The sequence below is a fragment of the Glutamicibacter nicotianae genome, from assembly GCF_016907615.1.
Classification (GTDB): Bacteria; Actinomycetota; Actinomycetes; order Actinomycetales; family Micrococcaceae; genus Glutamicibacter; species Glutamicibacter nicotianae.
In genome coordinates this window covers 1,244,134-1,265,940 of record NZ_JAFBCH010000001.1, presented here as the reverse complement: position 1 = coordinate 1,265,940, position 21,807 = coordinate 1,244,134, and the positions used below count along the sequence as shown (strand labels likewise).

Annotated in this window: 19 protein-coding genes, 2 tRNA genes and 1 pseudogene; 9 read left to right on the top strand and 13 right to left on the bottom strand. The window is 60.3% G+C overall.

Going from position 1 to position 21,807, the window contains the following annotated elements:
- Positions 1–115: 115 nt before the first annotated feature.
- The 5 genes from JOE62_RS06200 to rpsB form a co-directional block, all read right to left on the bottom strand.
- Positions 116–1,660, bottom strand: coding sequence for a phosphatidate cytidylyltransferase (locus tag JOE62_RS06200; RefSeq protein WP_239543228.1), 1,545 nt, complete (start codon positions 1,658–1,660; stop codon positions 116–118).
- Positions 1,660–2,217 carry a ribosome recycling factor gene (gene frr, locus JOE62_RS06195; protein ID WP_038989719.1) on the bottom strand — a complete coding sequence of 186 codons (558 nt, stop codon included), beginning with the start codon at positions 2,215–2,217 and terminating at the stop codon, positions 1,660–1,662. Before frr ends, JOE62_RS06200 begins: the two co-directional genes overlap by 1 nt.
- 78 nt (positions 2,218–2,295) lie before the next feature.
- Positions 2,296–3,018 carry a UMP kinase gene (gene pyrH / locus JOE62_RS06190; protein WP_038989720.1) on the bottom strand — a complete coding sequence of 241 codons (723 nt, stop codon included), beginning with the start codon at positions 3,016–3,018 and terminating at the stop codon, positions 2,296–2,298.
- Positions 3,019–3,221: 203 nt separating this feature from the next.
- Entirely contained in the window at positions 3,222–4,058 is an 837-nt protein-coding gene (gene tsf / locus JOE62_RS06185; protein ID WP_038990119.1) for a translation elongation factor Ts, read from the bottom strand.
- A 145-nt stretch (positions 4,059–4,203) separates the two neighbouring features.
- Entirely contained in the window at positions 4,204–5,028 is an 825-nt protein-coding gene (gene rpsB / locus JOE62_RS06180) for a 30S ribosomal protein S2 (RefSeq protein WP_038989721.1), read from the bottom strand.
- A gap of 396 nt (positions 5,029–5,424) precedes the next feature.
- On the opposite strand from rpsB, the gene JOE62_RS06175 reads away from it, so the two are divergent.
- Positions 5,425–5,958: a M23 family metallopeptidase gene (locus JOE62_RS06175; protein ID WP_204721179.1), complete on the top strand. Its 534-nt coding sequence runs from the start codon at positions 5,425–5,427 to the stop codon at positions 5,956–5,958.
- Positions 5,959–6,123: 165 nt separating this feature from the next.
- Here the strand turns inward: JOE62_RS06175 and JOE62_RS06170 are convergent.
- The 7 genes from JOE62_RS06170 to JOE62_RS06140 form a co-directional block, all read right to left on the bottom strand.
- Positions 6,124–6,200 (bottom strand) — tRNA-Ile (locus tag JOE62_RS06170).
- A gap of 99 nt (positions 6,201–6,299) precedes the next feature.
- On the bottom strand, positions 6,300–7,487 hold the full coding sequence (locus JOE62_RS06165) for a glycosyltransferase (RefSeq protein WP_204721177.1): 1,188 nt from the start codon (positions 7,485–7,487) through the stop codon (positions 6,300–6,302).
- 54 nt (positions 7,488–7,541) lie between these two features.
- Positions 7,542–8,453, bottom strand: a complete 912-nt coding sequence (locus JOE62_RS06160; protein ID WP_204721175.1) for a DMT family transporter — start codon at positions 8,451–8,453, stop codon at positions 7,542–7,544.
- Between the two features lie 86 nt (positions 8,454–8,539).
- A complete protein-coding gene (locus JOE62_RS06155; protein ID WP_204721174.1) occupies positions 8,540–9,385 on the bottom strand; it encodes a phage holin family protein in 846 nt (281 codons plus the stop codon).
- 272 nt (positions 9,386–9,657) lie between these two features.
- A tRNA-Asn gene (locus tag JOE62_RS06150) sits at positions 9,658–9,733 on the bottom strand.
- 139 nt (positions 9,734–9,872) lie between these two features.
- On the bottom strand, positions 9,873–10,946 hold the full coding sequence (locus tag JOE62_RS06145; RefSeq protein WP_204721172.1) for a glycosyltransferase: 1,074 nt from the start codon (positions 10,944–10,946) through the stop codon (positions 9,873–9,875).
- Between the two features lie 42 nt (positions 10,947–10,988).
- The gene (locus JOE62_RS06140) at positions 10,989–12,242 is read right to left on the bottom strand and encodes an MFS transporter (protein ID WP_204721170.1); all 1,254 of its coding nucleotides are present in this window, start codon (positions 12,240–12,242) and stop codon (positions 10,989–10,991) included.
- Positions 12,243–12,567: 325 nt separating this feature from the next.
- Here JOE62_RS06140 and JOE62_RS06135 point away from each other — a divergent pair, with 325 nt between their 5' ends.
- The 4 genes from JOE62_RS06135 to JOE62_RS06120 all read left to right on the top strand — a co-directional run bounded on the left by JOE62_RS06135 (position 12,568) and on the right by JOE62_RS06120 (position 18,565).
- Positions 12,568–14,088 carry a pyridoxal phosphate-dependent decarboxylase family protein gene (locus JOE62_RS06135; RefSeq protein WP_239543221.1) on the top strand — a complete coding sequence of 507 codons (1,521 nt, stop codon included), beginning with the start codon at positions 12,568–12,570 and terminating at the stop codon, positions 14,086–14,088.
- Entirely contained in the window at positions 14,085–15,431 is a 1,347-nt protein-coding gene (locus JOE62_RS06130) for a lysine N(6)-hydroxylase/L-ornithine N(5)-oxygenase family protein (protein ID WP_204721166.1), read from the top strand. Before JOE62_RS06135 ends, JOE62_RS06130 begins: the two co-directional genes overlap by 4 nt.
- 10 nt (positions 15,432–15,441) lie before the next feature.
- Entirely contained in the window at positions 15,442–17,790 is a 2,349-nt protein-coding gene (locus tag JOE62_RS06125) for a GNAT family N-acetyltransferase (RefSeq protein WP_204721164.1), read from the top strand.
- 202 nt (positions 17,791–17,992) lie between these two features.
- Positions 17,993–18,565 carry an NADPH-dependent F420 reductase gene (locus JOE62_RS06120; protein WP_204721162.1) on the top strand — a complete coding sequence of 191 codons (573 nt, stop codon included), beginning with the start codon at positions 17,993–17,995 and terminating at the stop codon, positions 18,563–18,565.
- 109 nt (positions 18,566–18,674) lie between these two features.
- On the opposite strand, the gene JOE62_RS06115 is transcribed toward JOE62_RS06120, so the two are convergent.
- Complete coding sequence (locus JOE62_RS06115; protein ID WP_239543219.1) at positions 18,675–19,370, bottom strand: maleylpyruvate isomerase family mycothiol-dependent enzyme; 696 nt, start codon at positions 19,368–19,370, stop codon at positions 18,675–18,677.
- A gap of 162 nt (positions 19,371–19,532) precedes the next feature.
- Here JOE62_RS06115 and JOE62_RS06110 point away from each other — a divergent pair, with 162 nt between their 5' ends.
- The 4 genes and pseudogenes from JOE62_RS06110 to JOE62_RS06095 all read left to right on the top strand — a co-directional run bounded on the left by JOE62_RS06110 (position 19,533) and on the right by JOE62_RS06095 (position 21,807).
- Positions 19,533–19,877 carry a PadR family transcriptional regulator gene (locus tag JOE62_RS06110; RefSeq protein WP_038989731.1) on the top strand — a complete coding sequence of 115 codons (345 nt, stop codon included), beginning with the start codon at positions 19,533–19,535 and terminating at the stop codon, positions 19,875–19,877.
- Positions 19,878–19,879: 2 nt separating this feature from the next.
- On the top strand, positions 19,880–20,251 hold the full coding sequence (locus JOE62_RS06105) for a DUF1048 domain-containing protein (RefSeq protein WP_066139403.1): 372 nt from the start codon (positions 19,880–19,882) through the stop codon (positions 20,249–20,251).
- A 1-nt stretch (position 20,252) separates the two neighbouring features.
- On the top strand, positions 20,253–21,044 hold the full coding sequence (locus JOE62_RS06100; protein WP_204721160.1) for an ABC transporter ATP-binding protein: 792 nt from the start codon (positions 20,253–20,255) through the stop codon (positions 21,042–21,044).
- Positions 21,041–21,807 (top strand): annotated as a pseudogene (locus tag JOE62_RS06095) (ABC transporter permease). Before JOE62_RS06100 ends, JOE62_RS06095 begins: the two are co-directional and overlap by 4 nt.

The window sequence follows — 21,807 nt, the reverse complement described above, 5'->3', positions numbered from 1 at the left end:
AGGCGATACCCCTCATATTCTATTGGCTTGTGCCGATAGTTGGCCTGATGGCCACACCAGCGAGTGCATTCCGGTAGCGAATCACACCCGCTGGCGTCGCGGGTCGGGGACGCGGTCAGAAGACTGCGACACTCCAGGCCAGCACATGTGAAATCACGTAACCCAGCGGAATGACGAACAGGACCGAGTCCAAGCGGTCCATGATTCCGCCATGGCCAGGAAGCAGGTTGCTCATGTCCTTGATGCCCAGTTCGCGCTTGACCATGGATTCCGAGAAGTCGCCGGTAGTCGCTGCAATGGTGGTGAAGAACGCCAGGATGACACCCGTCCACCATGGCATGCCCATCCAGAAGTGCATTGCGGATGCGCCAATGGCCATGGAACCGAGCATTGATCCGGCAAAGCCTTCCCATGACTTCTTCGGCGAAATCTTCGGCGCCATCGGATGCTTGCCGATCAGCACGCCCACAATGTAGCCGAAAGTGTCATTGGCGACCGCAAGCAGCAGCAACGTGGCGATGAGCCACTGGCCATTGACCGAATCGAGAATGAGCAGGGCAAAGGACAGCAGCAGCGGCACCCAGCTGATGATGAACACGCTGCTCATCACCGAGGCCACAGCGCCCTTGGCCCCATCCATCAGCCTGAAGAGCAAAGCGATCAGGATGCAGGCAATATAGCTGAACCCGAGTGCCTCTACCCCGCCCCAGATGGCACTGGCCGGCAACAAGATCGAAGACAGGTACAACGGCAATTGCGGTACCGATGTCTTGGCATGGGTAGTAGCCCTGGCCACCTCCCAGCAGCCAATGCAGCTGAGCGCGATCAGCGCGATGACCAGCAGCGGATGGAACCACAGCAGGCCAACCAGCACGACTCCGAGCAACAGCACGCCGACGCCGATGGCCGCTGGCAGATTGCGCCCTGCACGCGACTTCTTCGGTTCCGGGGTTCCGATCAGCAGCTCCGCAGGGATATCTGCTTCTTCCGCGTCGGGTTTCCCGGTCTCGGCAAGGTCCGTGGAATCGGATACCGGCGGAGCAGGCAGCTTGCTGTCTGCGGGCGCGGGATTCTGCGTCGCAGATGCGGCTTCCGGTGTGGCTGATTCTGCTTTCTCCGGCTTGTCATCTTCGGCAGCGGGGTCCGTAACCGTCTTGTCCTTTCCGGGTGCCGCCGACTGTGCAGGCTTCGCTGGTTCTGCCTGCATGGCAGATGCCTGCGCCTCAGCTTTCACCGGCTTGGACAGGTCGGCCTTGAAAGCGGCTTTGGCGCGCTCTTTCGCTTGCCCGGTATCAGCCTTGGCGGCATCAGCCTTGCCGGTCGATTCCGCGACTGCCTGGCTGCCAGCCGCAGCTGGTTGAGGGGTCGGCAATGCGGCATCTTTTCCGGCATCCGGTTTCACTGCTGATACCGTCGTTGGCATGGCCGGTGGAGCGGGTACCGCAGTGGCAGGTGCAGGGTTGACCGGTTCCTGGATTCCAGTGGCAGGTTCTGGAGCTTCCTTTGCCCCGCGGTTTTTCATGAAACCGCGTTTCTTCCCCTTGGCGGCGGCTTCGCGCCGCGCGCGAGCTTCACGTCGGGTCAGGGGCTGGGATTCTCCGGATGCCACTGAGGGCACCGCCGAAGCGTTGCCCTCAGTGTTGTCTGTCGAGCCTGGCATTAGACTTCCAGCAGCTCTGCTTCTTTTTTCTTCAAGATCTCATCGACTGCGTCAACGTGCTTCTTGGTCAGCGCGTCGAGGTCCTTTTCTGCACGGGTACCCTCGTCCTCTCCAATTTCGCCGTCCTTGACGAACTTGTCGATGGAATCCTTGGCCTTGCGGCGGTGATTGCGCAGTGCAACGCGAGCGTCCTCGCCCTTGGCCTTGGCCAGCTTGACGTATTCCTTGCGGCGCTCTTCAGTCAGCACCGGAAGGACAACGCGGATCATCTTGCCGTCCGAGGATGGGTTGGCGCCAACTTCTGGATCACCCAGAGCCTTTTCGATTTCGCGCAAAGCGGTCACATCGAATGGGGTGATGGTGATGGTGCGTGCTTCTGGCACTGCGAAGGAAGCCAGCTGCTGCAGCGGGGTTGGGGAACCGTAGTAGTCCACCATGACCTTCGAGTACATGCCTGGGTGGGCACGACCGGTACGGATCGTCGCGAAGTCCTCCTTGGCGGCCTCAATGGTGCGTTCCATCTTTTCGGCGGTATCCGCCAGCGTTTCCTCAATCACCGGTACTCCTCAAGTACTTCATCTGTGTTTCCGCTAAGGGAAATTAAATCTACTTCAATCCTAAGCCACGATCACCGATTAGACGGTGACGGTGGTGCCAATCCGCTCGCCGCGAATTGCCGCGGCCACATTTCCCTCGCCTTCCATGCCGAAGACCAGCATGTCCAGCTTGTTGTCCTTGCACATGGTCATGGCGGTCTGGTCCATCACGCGGATGTTCTTGACCAGGGCGTCGCTGTAGGTCAGGGTATCCAGCTTGGTGGCGGTTGGGTCGGTCTTCGGGTCGGCAGTGTATACGCCGTCCACCCCCGACTTGGCCATCAGGACTTCGTCAGCATCGACTTCCAGGGCACGCTGCGCGGCCACGGTATCGGTGGAGAAGTACGGCAGGCCGGCGCCGGCGCCGAAGATGACGACGCGGTCCTTCTCCATGTGGCGGATGGCACGGCGCGGAATGTAGTTTTCGGCGACCTGGGCCATGGCGATGGCCGACTGGACGCGGGTTTCAACACCGCACTGCTCCAGGAAGTCCTGCAGCGCCAGGCAGTTCATGACGGTGCCGAGCATGCCCATGTAGTCTGCGCGCGAGCGGTCCATGCCGGAAGCGGAGAGTTCCGCGCCACGGAAGAAATTGCCGCCGCCAACCACGATTGCCACCTCGACCTCGCCAACGGTCTGGGCGATCTGCTGGGCGATGCCGCGAACGGTATCTGGGTCAACGCCGATCTTGCCGCCGCCGAATACTTCGCCGGAGAGCTTGAGCAGTACGCGGCGTCGTTTGGTTTCTGGGGTGCTTGGCATGAGGTGTCTTACTCCTGGAGGTCGGAATCAAGCTGGGGGTTCTACGTCCCAGATCCCAAGCTATCGTGAGATCCGGGCTCAAGAAAAGGGAGGCGAGTCACCGAGTTTTCTCTCGGTGCCCACCTCCCTTTGATCTTGTGCGCTCAGGTTGCCCCGAACGCGGTTCGCTTAATGCGTATGGCTACTGCCTAGAGCTGCAAAGCCTAGGCGCCAACGCGGAAGCGTGCGAAAGCAACTGGCTTGGTGCCAGCTTCCTCGAAGACCTGGCCAACGGACTTCTTTGCGTCCTTGGCGAAAGCCTGGTCAACCAGGACGATCTCCTTGAAGAAGCCGGTCAGGCGGCCTTCAACGATCTTGGTGAGTGCAGCTTCTGGCTTGCCCTCTGCGCGAGCGGTTTCGTCAGCGATGCGGCGCTCGTCGGCAACCTTGTCAGCTGGAACCTCTTCGCGGGACAGGTAGGTAGGAGCCATTGCAGCGGTGTGCACTGCAACGTCGTGCGCGACGGTTGCGGCAGCTTCGCTGTCAGCGTCAACAGCCATCAGGACGCCAACCTGGGCTGGCAGGTCCTTGCTGGTCTTGTGCAGGTACGAAGCAACCTTGGCACCCTCGATGCGTGCAACACGGCGTACAACAACCTTCTCGCCGAGGATTGCGCCCTCTTCGATGACGGTGTCGCCAACGGTCTTGCCATCCAGCTCGTAAGCCAGCAGTGCTTCTGCATCTGCAGCGCCGGAAGCCACAGCGGCATCCAGGACCTTGTTGGCCAGTGCGATGAACTTGTCGTTCTTCGCTACGAAGTCGGTCTCGCAGTTGATCTCGATCATCACGCCGACGTTGCCCTCAACCTTGGCAGCAACCAGGCCTTCAGCAGTCGAACGGCCTTCGCGCTTGGTAGCGCCCTTCAGTCCCTTGACACGGATGATCTCGATGGCCTTCTCGGCGTCGCCGTTGGCCTCGTCCAGTGCCTTCTTAACGTCCATCATGCCGGCGCCAGTGCGCTCGCGCAGTGCCTTGATATCAGCAGCGGTGTAGTTTGCCACGTGCAATCCCATTCAGCTAGGAGTTTCAAGTTTATTTTGCTTATGGGACGGGTCGGATTTCCGGCCCGTCCCACAAGACTTGGTGAAGTTCACCTCGAGCTACACGCTAGTGCGCCCAGGCAAACTTCTGGAGTCACGGAGGTGACTACTTGGCTTCTGGAGCCTCGGTTGCAGCATCTGCAGCTGGAGCTTCGGCCTTGGCCTTCTCGCCCTCAAGCAGTTCGCGCTCCCACTCAGCCATTGGCTCAGCAGCACCCTCGGTCTTGCCGGCAGCCTTGTTGTTCTTGGCGATGAGGCCTTCGGCCACAGCGTCAGCAACAACGCGGGTCAGCAGGTTGACGGAGCGGATTGCGTCGTCGTTGCCTGGGATTGGGTAGGTAACCTCGTCTGGATCGCAGTTGGTGTCCAGGATGGCCACAACTGGGATGCCCAGCTTCTGGGCTTCGTCGATAGCCAAGTGTTCCTTCTTGGTGTCAACGATCCAGATAGCGGAAGGGGTGCGGGTCAGGTTGCGGATACCACCGAGGTTGTTCTGCAGCTTGGTCAGCTCGCGCTTCAGCAGCAGCAGTTCCTTCTTGGTGTGGCCCGAGCCGGCAACGTCCTCGAAGTTGATCTCTTCCAGTTCCTTCATGCGCTGAACGCGCTTGGAAACGGTCTGGAAGTTGGTCAGCATACCACCGAGCCAACGCTGGTTGACGTATGGCTGGCCAACGCGGTTAGCCTGCTCGGCAATGGCTTCCTGAGCCTGCTTCTTGGTACCGACGAACAGTACGGTGCCGCCGTGGGCAACGGTCTGCTTCACGAACTCGTAAGCACGGTCGATGAACGACAGCGACTGCTGCAGGTCGATGATGTAGATGCCGTTGCGCTCGGTGAAGATGAAGCGCTTCATCTTTGGGTTCCAGCGACGGGTCTGGTGGCCGAAGTGGACGCCGCTGTCAAGCAGCTCTCGCATGGTTACGACTGGCATGTCGCAACTCCTTTCAGCAGTGGCGGACCGGGCGCGCGTGCGCCCGCGGTAACTGCTCTTGGTTGTTCGGGTTGATGCAGATAGCCATTGTGGATATCCGCCCTGGCATGAGTACCGATTGATGCTTGGCATCTCGGCTTCGGTCCACCGATTCTCTCGGACCACTGGAACCTCAGGCCACAGCCGATTTAGCTGTGAATACTCATACGCGAAGTCAATCTCCTGCCCGATGCACCCAATTTTGGACACACCTGTGACACGACACTGCTGCTTCAAGTGTACTACAGAGAACCCCTTGCCCCGCACGGCGGTTTTGGTGATCTGCAGCCCATTGCCTTGCCCACAATCCGTTCCCCCGGTTGCCCATGATCCATGTTCCGGGGACACCTTGGAAAGATGAAAATCAAGTATCTCTTCGCAGGATTGCAGGTTCTGTTGCTGGCCTTCAGCTTTCCTCCGGCCGCGCCCACGGACGCCGAGCCGCAGCAAGTCCAGGTACCTGCCGCACTTGCCGCCACCAATGGCTGGCGCTGGCCGCTGGCTGGCGAACCGGCAATTCTGGTGCCCTTCGACAAACCGGAGAAAAATTGGCTTCCCGGGCACCGAGGCGTGGACTTGGCAGCCAGCGCTGGTGATGCCGTTTTCGCACCGCAGCGCGGCCGGGTCACGTTCGCTTCAGCGATCGTGGACCGGCCTGTGCTGGTTATCGACCACGGTTCCGGGTTCAAAACCAGCATTGAACCGGTTTCCGCTGAAGTCGCGGTGGGCGACTGGGTGGAGGCGGGTGCCAAGGTGGGCCAGGTGGCAACCGGCGCACATTGCTCTGGCCGTTGCATCCACTGGGGTGTGCGCCTCGATGGAGAATATATCGACCCGGTATTGCTGATCCGCGACATGCGTCCGTCGATCCTCTTGCCGTTGAACGAATGACGCGGCATCGCTCGAGGGCCGCACGAGCCGGATCATCATCCGGCTCCCATGCACTTCTTCACACACCCGTGCATCCAGCGGGATCCAGCTGTGCACTGGAGCGGAGCCGGGAACAAGAAAATCGTCCAGCAGCTAATTTTTCAATAGCTGCTGGACGATCTGCCTTGGTAGGGAGTGACGGACTTGAACCGACGACCAAGGGATTATGAGTCCCCTGCTCTAACCAACTGAGCTAACTCCCCACATGGGTCCATCGCCGGAGCGGTGCAACCACACTCGAAATATTCTAGGGCATCACTAGCCGAAACACCGATTTGGCGCACCCAATGATGACATTCCGGCTAGTGGGTGCTCACTTCTTGGCCCCGGTAGAGGGCTTCGAAGGAGTTCATCGTCTTTTCCTGCGCGTGGTTCTTCACCTTTTCGTGGCCAGCTTCACCCATCTTGGCGCGGTGCTGCTCGTCCAGGGCCAGAACCTGGTCCAGCTTGTTGGCCAGATCCTGCCGATCACCCGGCGTGAACATATAGCCGTTGACGCCTTCATCCACCAGATGCGGCAGCGCCATCGCGTTGGCCAGGACCACTGGCTTGGACGCCGAAAGCGCCTCAAGTGTCACCAATGACTGCAGCTCGGCGGTGCCTGGCTGGCAGAATACGTCGCAACGCAGGTAGGCCTGGCGCAATTGCTCGTCACTGACGTGCCCCAGGAAACGGACGCGGTCTCGGATCTGCAAATCATCTGCGATCTTCTCCAGATGAGCGCGCTGCTCTCCGCCTCCGACGATCTCGATGATGGCGTCAGGCACCTTGCTCATCAGAGGCAAAGCCTCGATCAGTTCGTTGATGTTCTTTTCCACCGCGAGGCGGCCCGCGAACAAGATCGTAGGGAACTCATTGCGGATGATTTCTTCCCCGTCCGCCAGCTCGTAGTTGCCGATCTCAATGCCATTGGACAGCGGGAGCACGTGGTTCAGTTTGGCCCGTTCGCGCATGGCCTTGGCGGCCAGCGGAGTGGGGGTCGTGACGGTATCCGCACGGCCAAAGATCTTCCCCATGTCTTTCCACGAATTGTGCGCGACAATTCGCTTGAACCATTGCGGGAACGGCAGGAATGGGTCCAGGTTTTCCGGCATGAAGTGATTCGTCGCGATGGAGCGAACGTTGTTCTTCCGCGCCCATGCGATGGTGCGCTGGCCAATCATGTAGTGGCTCTGGGCGTGGACCACGTCGGGCTTGATATCCGAGAGCAGCTTGCTGATCTGCTTATTGACTTCCCACGGGAACACGATGCGGAAGTATTCATGGGTCGGTACCGAGTGCGATTGCAAGCGATGGACAATAGCCTCATCGCGGATTTCCGTATAGGTCTTTCCCTTGTCGCCACGGGCTGCCAACACGTGCACCCGGTGGCCTCGCGCATGCATCGCCGTAGCCAACCGGTAGCAAAACATCGCTGCTCCGTTAACGTCTGGCGGATAAGTGTCAGCAGCAATGACGATGGTCAGCGGTTTTTCCTTGGCCACGGGCATCCTTCGGCGTTCACACGCGTTGTAGTTTTTGATAGAGAAATTTGCAGCTTCAGTCTATTTGGAATCAGGCATGGATTTTTCGCCTTCGGTCTTGTTCCGGCGTTCGATCACGTCGGGGTGGTGCCTGGACAGCGCGGTCACGCCGACGATAGCCAAACCGGCAGCCACCAGCATCAGCACGGTGACCAGTACCGGGACATCGGCACGCAGCTCTCCGAGGATGCTGATTCCTATGGCAATGCCAATGATCGGATCGATCACGGTCAACCCTGCGATGACGAGGTCTGGAGGCCCTTTTGAGTAGGCCTTTTGTACAAAGTACGAGCCGAGCAACCCGGCGACTGCCACCGATAGTCCAGCCAGCCACGGCAGCTGGAAAAAGCTGCTGTCGCCGATATTCAATACGGCGATGGCAATGGTTCGCACCAGCACGGCAACGAATCCGAAAAGCACACCGGCGCCGAGGATGAAGAAGAACGCGCCAAGCTTCTTGTGGAAGAAGATGGTGGCCAATCCCACGATGGCGACGACTACCGCCAGGATCATTTCAATCAGGTGGGCTTCGGTTTCAGTCACTTCCTGGTTGCCGTTGGTGGCCGTGACTGCCAACAGCACGAACCCAACCGAACCAACCATGCAGCTGATGATCGCCAGCACGGTGGGACGGTTCATCGTCAGGTCGGTTTCCTTGGCATTGACCATAGCGGTGATCACCAGTGCAATGGCGCCGATTGGCTGCACCACTGTCAGCGGTGCGCTGGCCAGGGCGAAGACGTTCAAGGCCATGCCCAGGGCCATGAGGCCCAAACCGCTCATCCAGCGTTTATTGCTGGCCAGCTTGCCGACATTCTTAAGCGTCAGATCCAGCCCGTCGACTGCGTTGCGTACTGCCTGCGATTGGAAGTGCGCGCCAAAGGCAAGGCAAAAGGCACTGCATAGTGCCGCTGCGATAGCGATCCAAACCATGTCAGTGCCTTTCTAGCCTAAGTTTTCAAATAACGGGGCAAGTGCACGCGTATTAAGGCCGATGCACGGCTCCGTCGGCGAAAGACCTAGGAGCGCTTGAACAATGCCCGGATAACAGCAACCAGTGCCAGCCCGGAACCTGCCATCACGATATATGGACGTGCCTGTTCAGCGCGGTGCGAGCCGGCTCTGTCAGCCTCCGATTGGTCTTCGGAAGACGAAGACGAGGAAGGGCGGACAAATCCCTTGGCCTTGGCCGCTGCCCCGGCAAACTTTTCTCCAGCACCGTGGGTGAAGGAACGCACCTTGTCGATCTTGGCCAGCGGAGCCTGCACGCTTTCGCCAAGGTTGTCACGCAGTGCCTGGATCTGGCGGCGGCGACGCTTGGTGCGAAGGACCAGCTCATCGGCGCTCGGTGCCGGCGGCTTCGGTTCCTTCTTCTTGTCTGCGGACTCATCATCCTCAGCCGATTTCTTCTTCAGCGGCTCGTCAAGAGTGCTGACATCGAAGGCGCTGCCGTCCTTGAGCACGCCAAAATCGTGGCGGAGTCCGCGAATAGCTGCTTCCGGCTTCAGCGGCAGTGCCTTCTTGACCTTTGAATATCCGACCAATCCCAAGATGGCGGCAATCAGCAAGAAGAAACCTGCAACGATCAATGCGGCGGCCCAACCTGGCAGCCAAAGAGCCAACACGTTGACCAGGGTTACTACTACGGCAATGACGAAGAGCAGCACTACTAGCAGTGCGGCGCCTGCTAGCGCCGCGGCCATGCCAATGCTGATTCCCTTGCCCTTGAGTACGGTAGTCGCAAGCTTGACCTCGTCCGAGAGCTGTTGTGGAACAAGCTCCTTGAGTCCATCAACCTGCGCCTTAGCACTCTTGACACTCGACTTAAGGCTTTCGTCAGCTTGCGTCGATTCAGCTTCAGACATGGTTTCTCCATATTCTCGATCGCTCAGCAACCGGTACAACAAACGCTAACACCCCGGTTGCCGCATACGACTCAGTCTTCAGGCGTAAAACCCACTGCTTTATCTCATGCTGTGGGTGTAACTGGTAACGATTCGAAAGTCTATCGTCTAATCACCTGTGGTTATAGGAGATTCAGGCGTTGCCGGGTTTTCACTTCAATTTTGCGCACCGGCACCACTGTTCTCGGGTAAAGCAAAACCTCCCAGCTGCTGGTGCAACTGGGAGGTTTTCTTGGCTCCTCCAACTGGACTTGAACCAGTAACCCTTCGATTAACAGTCGAATGCTCTGCCAATTGAGCTATGGAGGAATGCAACGAGTAATACTTTAGCACTGGCCAAGTCCGGTTTTCAAATCGGCAGCTCCTCATGCGGAGCACACGTTCTCTTCCCCGATTTTCCGCCATTATTCGCGCGCGGCAAGGTGCTCAACCGCCACTGCGAAGCAAACTACTTTCTGTGATCTGCCGCATATCTGGCCAACTCCAGCAGCTGCTGCGCCGACTGCTCCCATGAGTAGTGGGCGGCTCGTTCGACAGCCCGTTGCGAATATTCTTTCCAGGCTCCGGGCTCATCCAGGGTGCGTACTTGGTCCGCGAAACCCTGCGCATCATCTGCCGACGCATACAGCGCGGCGTCTTCTGCGACTTCCCGGAAGATCGGCATGTCGGTGGCAATCACCGGAGTTCCCATACTCATGGCTTCAACCAGTGGCAGGCCGTAGCCTTCTTCGCGCGAAAGGGTGACCAAAGCCGTGCACTCGCTGAGCAACCGTTCGTATTCCTCATCGCTGACTCCCCGGTGGAATACCACAGTGGCACCTGAAGGAATAAGCTTGGTTAATTCGGCATGACGCTGTTCGCTGATCCCGCTGAGCAGATGCAGCTCATAGTCGGGCAGATGCGCCATACCTCGGATGAGCGTCTCGGCATTCTTGTATTCCATGAAGGAGCCCATATAGATCAGGGTCTTCCTTGGTCGCTTCGCCTGGTCGCGGCGTGCAAAGTTTCCCGTCGGCGCGTTGGACACCAAGCCAATATACTTCTTGGTCAATCGATGCTTGCGCATCAGCTTGGCGGTGGTGTTGGAGACGGTAGCTACCGCGTCGGCACGATTCAGCAGCATTCTTTGTGGCCAGTAGACTTGGTGGAACAGGAACCACCCGGCACGGATCGGCAGGGGCAGGAATTTCGGCGCGTGCGGATGCGAGTAGTAGATCAAATCATGCAGGGTCAGGATCACGGGATACTTTCGCCCCACGGTCCCCATGGTTTGCATGGGCGAAAACACGACATCAGGGTTGAGCTTATTGACTTGCAAGGCCACGAACGGCTCGAACACACTGGTGGGTCCGGAAATCTTCAAATACGGGACATCTGGAAGCATACCCAGTTGCCTGGTGTCGTTGACCAGCATCGTGACGTCGGCAACTTTGCTGGCGGCTTCGATCAACCCAGCGGTGTACCGGCTGATGCCGTCGTGGTGGGTGATGCGGGTGTATCGAGCGTCGATAACGAGTTTCACGTGCGCAGTTGCCTTTAGTTCGTGGTGCTTACGCTGTCCAGCCTAACGGGTTGCCGGGCCGCGCATCGCCAGATAGCTGATAACCGAGAGGGCCGCGGCAACAACCCAGCCAAGCAGTCCGGCGGCAATCCCCCATGCGCTGGCCACTGCGCCGCCAGCCAAACCGCCGACGGGAACCACTCCAAAGGTGAATAGCCGTCGTGCACTGAGGACTCGTCCCAGCAGGTGCTCGGGAACGATCTGCACGACCCATGAGGAGGCAGCAATGTTGAAGAGCAGCACGATGATTCCCCAGCCCAACGAGAACGTGCCCAGCAGCACCATGGACCACAGTTCTGGTGCGTAGGCCGCGGCCAGTACGCAGCCAGTCAATGCCGCCTGCAGTGAACCGGTGTAGACCAATAGCGTTGCCGGCGGAAACTTCCCAGCCAGCTTTCCTGCGACTGCTGCGCCGATCAGCCCGCCGATGCCGCCAATCGAGACGAAGATGCCGTACCCGAATTCGCCAAAGCCGAGCTCGTTGATGATGAAGATCGCCTCCACCGACGAGCCGATGGCCAACCCCAAGTTGGAGAACATCACGGCAACCGTGATCGCCAAGAGCAGCCGATGCCGGAAAAGATATCTGAGGCCGGCGAGCATGCCGCCTTGTTCGGCCGACGGCTTGAGCGTGCCACCAAGGCCTTGCGATGGGCGATGGGAATGCACACGCAGCGCCATCAGCAAGGCCAGCAGGCCCAGTGCCGCCGAGATGCTCAGCAGCGGCGGCGCTCCCCACAGCGCGAATCCGGTTCCCGCAAGGGCCGGGACAACCACTGTCATGGATTGGTCCGCCGCGCTCAGCGAGGCGATCAGCTTGCTAATGCCCGCTGATCGGTTCTCGGGATCATCTTCGATGAGTTGCGGGACGGCAGTGGTTTGCGACGTTTCGGAAAAGACGTTGCAGATGCCAAGCAATGCGCACAGCAGCATTCCCATCGGGATCGATAGCGCGTCTGCGGATGACAGCACCGCCAAGCACCCCAGCAGGAACAGCTTGGCCCCGAGACCGATGCGCAGCACACGGAACGCGGAATACTTGTCGACCATATGGCCCGCGGGAATGCTTGCGAGCACGAAGGCCAGGGAACCAAGCGCATTGAGCATGCCCATTTGCATGGCGGTTGCCCCGAGGGCGCCAACGAACAACAGGTCAATCGTGATATCCGATAGCGAGCGTCCTGCCGCGTCAGTGGCATTCGCCCCGAGGAGCAGACGCTGGGATCGCTCGGCTTTCCGTGGGCTTACCGTAGTCACCTGCCCTCCCTTGCTCCAACTGTTTGATCATACATCCTCACGCCGAAAACACAATCGAACGATTAGCGATACTTCTCAAGAAGTAGGAGTCGAGTCGATTACTCCGCTTCGCTATTGAAAGAGCTAATTATTGAAACATCAACATACAGGTCAGAGGGCAACCTACCACAACCACGTGCCACTGATGCGAAATTTGAGAAATTTTTCCCTGGGAGAATCCATCGAATTACTCGGCTTGCATTAACTAATTGAAGTGTGTTGTTAATAGATTCTTGTTAGGTGAGCCTGACCAACTATTGATTGTCTCTATCTGAGGAGCATGCACTTGGGTGCCTCACTGCCTACCCTGCAAATACATGATCTGCCGCTGCCGATCTACGACGATGCGCTGCTCTGCGCAGACACCGTCCACGTCTACGAAAACGAAACACGTGATGCCATCTCACGTGTGGCCAACCGATTGGCATCGGTCAACGCGCCGACAACCGGACCGACCCCGCAGCAGCTGAAAGCACGCATCGACCTGGTCGATCTGCATCGCCCCTTGGGTTCGACCCAGGACTCGTTCACCGAGTTGAACGAGTTGTACTTCAACGACGCGGTCTACTTCCACGACTCGAAGTATGCTGCGCACTTGAACTGCCCCGTCGTGATCCCTGCAGTCGCCGCCGAAAACTTCGTCACGAGCATCAACACCTCGATGGACACTTTCGACCAGAGCGCCGGAGCCACACTGATCGAACGCAAGCTCATCGAGTTCACCGCCGAGCTGATCGGCTTCGAGGCCGGGCAGGCCGATGGAATCTTCACCTCTGGCGGAACGCAATCCAACCTCCAAGCCATGCTGATCGCGCGGAACACCGCGACCGCGAAGCTGCGCGGAACTTTGCCTGAACGGCTGGCCAACCTGCGGATCTACTGCTCGGAGGACGCGCATTTCTCGATTCGCAACGCCGCGATGCTCCTGGGCCTGGGCTACGACGCAGCCGTGTCCATCCCTACCGACGCCCAGCACCGCATGGATGTACAGGCCTTGCGCGTGCAACTTGACGCGGATCGCGCCGCCGGTCTGGTGCCCATGGCCATCTCCGCCACCAGCGGGAATACCGACTTTGGGGCCATCGATCCGCTGCCCCAGTTGCGTGCCATCGCCACGGAAGTCGGTGCTTGGTTCCACGTCGACGCCGCGTACGGTTGCGGTCTGCTCGTCTCCAGTTCCCACCGCCACCGGCTGGATGGAATTGAACAAGCCGACTCGGTCACTGTCGACTACCACAAATCGTTCTTCCAGCCCATCGGTTCAAGCGCCTTGGTGGTCCGCTCTGCGGCTTCCATGGAATCCATCGCCCACTATGCCGAGTATCTGAACCCGCGTGCGGAGGCCGACGCCACCCCTAACCAGGTGGCGAAGTCGTTGCAGACCACTCGGCGCTTCGATGCGCTGAAGCTCTGGGTCACCTTGCGCTCCTTGGGGGCTCAACGCCTGGGCGACATGTTCGACCAGGTCATTGCGTTGGCCGAGGACGCGCAGCAGGAAGTGGCCATGCGCGCCCAGTTGCATATGGCAGCCGATGTGCAGCTGAGCACGCTGGTCTTCTCCTTTGAAGATCCGCAGCACCTTTTGGACCTGGCAGAGCACAATGCACTGGCCAACCAGATCCGCCAGCGCCTCTATTCCAGCGGCGAGGCAATGATCGCCGCCACCACCGTCAAGGGCAAGCGGCTGCTGAAACTCACGCTGCTGAATCCGAATACGACCCTGGCCGATATCAGCGAGATCCTCGACGCCATCTGCCGCATCGGTTCCGGCATCCTGGCCGAACGCACCCTTGGAGAGAAGAAATGATTCAACCTGCCGAACACTTTGATGCCATCGCCATTGGAGCTGGCCCCTTCAACCTGGGCTTTGCGGCCTTGACCGACGGCTTGGCCGATCTGGATGTCGCCGTGCTCGAAGCCGGAGAGGAGTTCATCTGGCACCCCGGGATGATGCTTCCCGGAACCCACCTCCAGGTTCCCTTCATGGCGGACCTGGTGACCATGGCGGACCCGACCAGCAAGCATTCATTCTTGAACTACCTCAAGGAAAAACAGCGGCTTTACCCGTTCTACATCCGCGAAGACTTCTATGCCCTGCGCGAAGAGTATTCCAACTATCTGGCATGGGCGGCGGAAAATATCCGCAGCGTTCGTTTCGGGCACCGGGTGCTCGAAGCCGACTACCGCGATGGGACCTACCAGCTGTCGGTGCTCACCGCCGCGGGACTTACCCGCTTCACCGCAGACAAATTGGTGCTCGGCACCGGAACGCAGCCTTATCTGCCGCCTGTCATCACACCGGAAGCGCAAGCCAGCGGCAAGGTGCTGCACTCCAGCGACTACGCGTTCCACCGCGAACGGATCCTTTCGCCCCGGGCACCAGGTTCATCTCCGCAGGTAGCAGCTGTGCTGGGCAGCGGCCAGAGTGCCGCAGAAGTCTTCCTGGATCTGCTGCGCAGCTTGCCAGCCGAGGACCATCTGGTGTGGGCAACCCGTTCGGAACGCTATTTCCCGCTGGAATACACCAAGCTCACCTTGGAAATGACTTCTCCGGAGTACATCGACCACTTCCACTCCCTGCCCATGGACCAGCGGGATGTGCTTTCAGCTGAGCAAAAGGGGCTCTACAAGGGCATCAATGCGGATCTGATCAACGAAATCCATGAAGAGCTCTACCAGCGAAGCATCAACGGAGCCCCGAATGTGCACCTGCGCACCGGTTGCGCTGCCACGAGCATCGACGCCGACCCGGATTACCTGGCCGTCCGCCTGCACCATGAGCGCACCGGAGAAGACTTGGAGTTCCTTGCCGACAACCTGGTCATGGCAACCGGCTACCGTGCCAGCGCGCCGGACTTCCTGGAAGGCATCAGCCAGCGCATCGACTACCTCCCCGACGGCCGATTCAATGTCGACCGCGAGTATTCCATCGGGCTGGATCAGGACATCTTCGTGCAGAACGCCGAATTGCACACCCACGGCTTCACCGCCCCGGACCTCGGCATGGGCGCCTACCGCAATTCGGTCATCATCAACCGCCTGGCTGGACGCGAAGTCTACCCGGTAGAGCAACGGATCGCCTTCCAGCGATTCGGCGCCGCTGAACTCAGCGGCCTGCCCACTTCCGCCAATGCCAGCGCACGAGCCTAAGGATTTACCGATGACCAGCTACACCTTCCGCCCCGTTTCACTGCCCGACGATTCGGCGCTGCTTCATTCGTGGATTGCCACCGAACACGCCTCGTTCTGGGGCATGCCCAATGCGACCGAAAAGGAGATCGAAGCGGAATACCGCACCTTGCTCTCTACCCCCGGATACGAAGTGCTCCTCGGCATCGACGCTTCAGGAGACGAGAAATTCCTGGTCGAGCTCTACGACCCAGCCGCATCCCCACTGGCCGACGCGTACAACTATGTACGTGGCGATCGCGGATTGCATTTCCTGTCGCCGGCGGCGGCGAACCCCCAGCCCGGGTTCACGCTGGAGGCGCTGGCCGCAGCCATGGTCCAGGCATTCGCCCTGCCTGGAACTGAACGAATCATCGTGGAGCCAGATGTGCGCAACAAAGCCATCCATGCGCTGAATGCCCGCGTCGGCTTCCGACCGGGACGGCCAGTGGAGCTTTCCGAGGCAGACGGCTCGATCAAGCAGGCTCTGCTGTCCATTTGCACCCGCCAGGATTTCGAGAGCGCAACCGGCCGCCGCTTGGAATCTTCGTTCCTCTCCCCCGTGCGTTGGGACATCGCGAATCGCCATGTCTTGGCCAAGGCCTTGGGCGAATTTTCGCATGAGCGCCTGCTGGAACCTGCCGAGCATGGCGACAGCCGATATTCAGTCCAGAAGGACGCGCACCGCTACAGCTTCAGCGCCCAGCGCTACCAGCTGAACCACTGGATGGTTTCACCGCAGTCTGTGGAACACCACGTTTACGTTGCCGGCAGCTGGCTGGCGGCAGACTCGGATGCCATCGAATTCATCACGCTCTTCGCCGAGGAACTCACGCTCTCCCCAGCGCAGCTTCCCACCTACCTGGAGGAGCTCTCCTCCACGTTGAGCAGCCACTGCTACAAGCAGGTCCATGCAACCCATGATTCAGCGCAGCTGGCCGAATTCAATGGCAGCGCCGCACAATCATTCCAGCTCATCGAATCCTCGATGACCGAGGGGCACCCGTGCTTCGTTGCCAACAATGGACGCATGGGCATCGGACGCACCGACTACCTGAAGTACGCCCCCGAAACCGGGGCCGCGCTGCACCTTGGCTGGGCGGCGGCCCACAAGTCCCGGGCGCAATTCGATGCCATCGATTCGCTGGACTACGAAGGCCTGCTGGCTAGCGAGCTGGATCCAGCCGAACGCCAGCGACTGGACGAGGCCTTGGAGGCCGCCCTGTTCGATACCGGCTATGCATCCGAAGACTACCTGTTCATTCCGGTACATCCCTGGCAGTGGGAGAACCGCCTGTCGATCACATTCGCCAACGACATTGCCCGCAAGCAATTGATCTGGCTCGGCAGCGGAGCCGACGAATACCAGGCGCAGCAGTCGATCCGCACCTTCTTCAACCTGTCCAACCCGCACCGCCACTACGTCAAGACGGCAATGTCGATCTTGAACATGGGCTTCATGCGCGGCTTGAGTGCCGAGTACATGAAGGTGACTCCGGCCATCAACCAGTGGCTGGGCGAGCTGTTTGCAAAGGATCCGGTGCTCTCGACCCAGCCGGTCGCCCTGCTGCGGGAAATCGCGGCCGTCGGCTACCGCAACCCGCAGTTCGAAGCGGCCACGGCCAAGAGCGATCCGCAGCGCAAGATGCTTGCCGCGCTGTGGCGCGAGTCCCCGATCAGCTTGCTCGGCCCGGAAGAGAAGTTGGCCACGATGGCCAGCTTGCTGCACGTCGATGCATCCGGCCGATCCTTTGCCGGCGCCCTCGTCCGCCGCAGCGGACTGGCTCCGGCCGAGTGGCTGAGCCGCTATCTGGATGCCTACCTGATTCCGCTGGTGCATTGCCTGGCAGCCTATGATCTGGTGTTCATGCCGCATGGCGAGAACGTAATCATGGTGCTGGAAAACGGTGTCGTGAAGAAGGTGCTGCTCAAGGATTTGGGCGAAGAGATTGCGGTGCTGTCGGATCGGGTGGAGTTGCCGGAGGAGATCCGCCGGGTGCGTACCGGAGGGGACCCGGTCTTATCAGTCTTCACCGATGTCTTCGATTCATTCTTCCGCTTCCTCGCCCCGCTGCTGGATGCCGAAGGCCTGCTGTCCGAAGCTGGATTCTGGAAGACCGTGGTGGATCGGCTGCTTGAGTACCGTGGGCAGCACCCGCAGTTCGCTGGCCGCTTCGACGAGCTGGGGCTCTTTGCACAGAGTTTCCCGCTCTCTTGCCTGAACCGCTTGCAGTTGCGCAACAACCAGCAGATGCTCGACCTGGCCGACCAATCCGGCGGCCTGCTCTATGCAGGGGATCTGGAGAACCCGTTGGCCACCGTGGCCGCCCCGGTGTCCTGACCTTTACTTTCCCCAGTGCCGTCGTGCCCAGATCGGGCGCGGCGGCACTGCAGTTCAATGGCCTAGTCAACGCCGCAATCCACAGTACTGGAAGCAGTGCGGCGGCTATTGGTGAAATTTTCTTGGGAAAATTACTTGACGCTTCAATCAAATGGGCCTAGTATTTAGTTAAATCTTCAACAAACAATTTCAAGGAGTCATCATGGTCAACGTCAGCATCATCGGCAAGGGCAACATGGGCCAGGCTATCTCGTCAGTCTTCAGCAAGGCAGGGGCCACCATCCAGCTGCTCGGCTCCGGCGATTCGGCCACCGCCGCCTTCGGCGACATCATTGTTCTTGCCGTCCCATACCCGGCCATCGAAGGCATCATCGCCGAGCGCGGCGAACAGCTGGAGGGCAAGATCATCGTGGACATCACCAACCCGCTGAACTTCGAGACCTTCGATTCCCTGACTGTCCCGGCAGACAGCTCGGCCACCGCAGAAATCAGCAAGGCCCTGCCTTCATCGCGAGTCGTCAAAGCCTTCAACACCAACTTCGCCTCCACCATCGCTGAAGGCAAGGTCGGAACCACCCCGACCACCGTGCTGATCGCCGGTGATGACGAGGATGCCAAGTCCCAGCTGGCCGATTTGGTCACGGCCGGCGGCCTGCACGCCATCGACGCTGGCACCACCAAGCGCGCCCGCGAGCTGGAAGGCATCGGCTTCATGCAGATCTCCCTGGCAGCCGGCGAGAAGATCGCTTGGACCGGAGGCTTTGGGGTCAACTAATCCCGCCAACCCCTCATGCGCACCATGCCCCGGCGGTGGACAATGTCCACCGCCGGGGCATTGCCGTGCATCAAGCTGCCCGCACTCCCCACCGCTGGCTGGCAGTTGCCTATGTCCGCGCTTGCGCTGCGATCCTGCGGTCGAGTTCTTCAACCCCTGCGCCTTCAAGCCGCGGGAGCACCTGTTTCCTGCCGGCCATGGCGAGGAGAAGATCGAGCAATCCGCCGCGAACCTCGGGTCCCGCCCCGCTGCTGAAATCATCATCGGCTGCCGATATCCGCAACCCCTTGACCAGGGTGCTGCTGTTGACCGCGAAATCTCTGGAGGCGAAGAATTCTGCCACAACGCGCAGCACCTGGGGATCCGGGAACAGCGGCAGATCCAGCGCCTTGGCGATATCTTGCCCATGCACCACCACTTCACCCAGCAAACCGGTCACCGAGTTCAGCGGGGCAATGCATTTGGCCGCGGAACGGTTGAAGCTCTCCAGTGTTTCCCGGGGACTGGCCCCAAGCTGCTTGCGCAGCAGCCGTTCATTGTGCCGGCCGGTATTGAATCCGGAGCGGGCCATGCTCGCCAGCCAGTGGACGGTGGTAGTGGATCCGGCCGCCGCCAGATGCGCTGCAACGTCACGCACCTGCCAGTTCTCGCACAGCGACGGGGCAGTCCACTGCTCAGGCGCCAAGCCGCCCAGCATTTCTGCCAGCTTCGCACGCTCGGCATCAACCAGCCCCCAGTGCCATTTCGCATCTTTCATGGTGGCCCTTCCCATCGGGTCCAGTTCCGGATCAGCTTCAAGGAGCATACCGGATTGGGTGCCTCGTTATCTTGCCGCTGGTCATCCCCCACTTCTCTGTATCCCCGAAGAAAGTCCCTGAAATCCTTCGGTACTAAGTGTTGCTAAATACCGCTACCTAGTTCTACTATCTAGTAGTACTCAATGACGCTAAGTAGAGAGGGGTGCAGCATGGCCTCGCAGATGACTGAGATGCTCAAAGGCACCTTGGAGGGGATCGTCTTGGCGATCCTGGCCGAACGCCCGGCCTACGGATACGAGATCACCACGGAACTGCGCGAACGCGGCTTCACCGATCTGGCCGAGGGGACCATCTACGCACTGCTGGTGCGCATCGAGCAAAAGGGCCTGGTTTCGGTGGAGAAAGTTCCCTCCGAAAAAGGACCTCCACGCAAGGTCTTCACCCTCAACCCCCGAGGCAGGCAGCAGCTCGACGATTTCTGGAGCACCTGGAACCTGCTCGTTTCCCGCATCGACAGCCTCCCCCACCCAACCACTCCGAAGAAAGGGCACTGATCATGGTCGCCAAATGGATTGAAACCTTCACTGGATCACTGGAACAGAAAAAGCAGTACAAGCAGAGCCTGGCGCGCCTCAAGGAGCTGCCGCAGCCCTATGCGAAGGCCGCTGCGGGATTGCAGCGCTACCTGATGAACCAGAGCGGAATTACCGACGCCGAGACGATGATCTCGATGTACTCGGATTTGGCAGACCTCTTCGAAGGGGCGGCCGCCAACGGCACCTCGCTGCGCGAACTGCTGGGCGAAGATCCGGCGGAGTTCGCCGACGACTTCGCCCAGGCCTACGGCGGCAAGCGCTGGACCGACAAGGAGCGCGCCCGTCTGGCACAGGCCATTTCCGAAGCGGAAAACGAGACGAAGGAGCAATGACATGAACACCGCACTGGCCCCCGAACCGGCCATCGAGGTCATCGGCTTGGCCAAGTCGTTCAAGAAGCTGCCCGTGCTGCGCTCACTGGACTTCGCCGTGCAGCCTGGCAGCACCTTCGCCTTGCTCGGCTCCAATGGCGCCGGCAAGACGACACTCGTGCGGATCCTGGCCACCCTGCTGCCCGCCGATGCGGGCACTGCCCGGATCTGCGGAACGGCAACCTGCGAGAATCCCGCCCAGGTCCGCAGGTCCCTGGGCCTGACCGGCCAGTTCGCCGCCGTGGATGAGGTCTTGACCGGACGCGAGAACCTGCTGCTGGTCGCCCGGCTGCTGCGGCTGCCCGATCCGCCAGCGATCGCCAGCGGACTGCTGGAGCGATTCAGCCTCTCGGACGCGGCCGACCGCCCCGCCGGCACCTACTCCGGCGGGATGCACCGGCGCCTGGATATCGCCATGGGCCTGGCCGGCGACCCGCCAGTGCTCCTGCTCGACGAGCCGACCACGGGACTGGATCCCCAATCTCGCCGGGAGGCCTGGCGGCTGATCCGCGGCTTGGCCGAGTCCGGAACCACAATCCTGCTCACCACGCAGTATTTGGATGAAGCGGAACACCTGGCCGATCACATCGCCATCCTCCACGAGGGCACCATCATCCAGCAGGGCACGCTGGCCGAGCTGCAGGCCCAGCTGCCGCCGGCCACCACCGAGCTGGTCACCAAGCGGCCGAGCCTCGAGGAGATCTTCCTGGAACTGACCGGCAGCAACCAGCGAACCGAAGGGAGCCAGCCATGAGCATCGCAGCACTGCGTGAAACCCGGATCCTCACGGGCCGCTCGATGCACCACGTGATGCGCAGCCCCGACACGATCATCACCACCGCAATCACCCCGGTAGCCATGATGTTGCTGTTCACCTATGTCTTCGGCGGTGCCCTCGGCACTGGCGCCCCCGGTCCGTACATCAACTACTTGCTGCCGGGCATCTGGTCATCACCATCGCCTCCGGGGTCGCATACACCTCCTACCGGCTGTTCCTGGATCTGCGCGATGGGCTGGTGCAGCGCCTGTGCGCCATGCCGATCTCCCGTTCCAGCGTGCTCTGGAGCCATGTGGCCACCTCGCTGGCGGCCAATTTGCTCTCGCTGGCGCTGGTGCTGGGGGTGGCCGTGGCCATGGGCTTCCGCTCCTCGGCCTCCGTTGCCTCGTGGATCGCGGTGCTTGGGCTGCTGTGCCTGGTGACCCTGTGCCTGACCTGGATCGCCGTGCTGGCCGGATTGAGCGCGAAATCGGTGGATGGTGCCAGCGCCTTCAGCTACCCGCTGATCTTCCTGCCCTTCATTTCCTCGGCGTTCGTTCCCACCGCGGCCATGCCCGGCCCGGTGGCCTGGTTCGCGCAGCACCAGCCGATCACGGCGATAGCCGATTCCCTGCGCGCCTTGCTATCGCAGGACCCCGTGGGCTCCGAGCTGTGGGCAGCACTGGCGTGGCTGGCGGGCATCACGCTCCTGGCTTGGGCGCTGGCCGCGCGGATCTACCGAGACAAGACCACCAGCTGA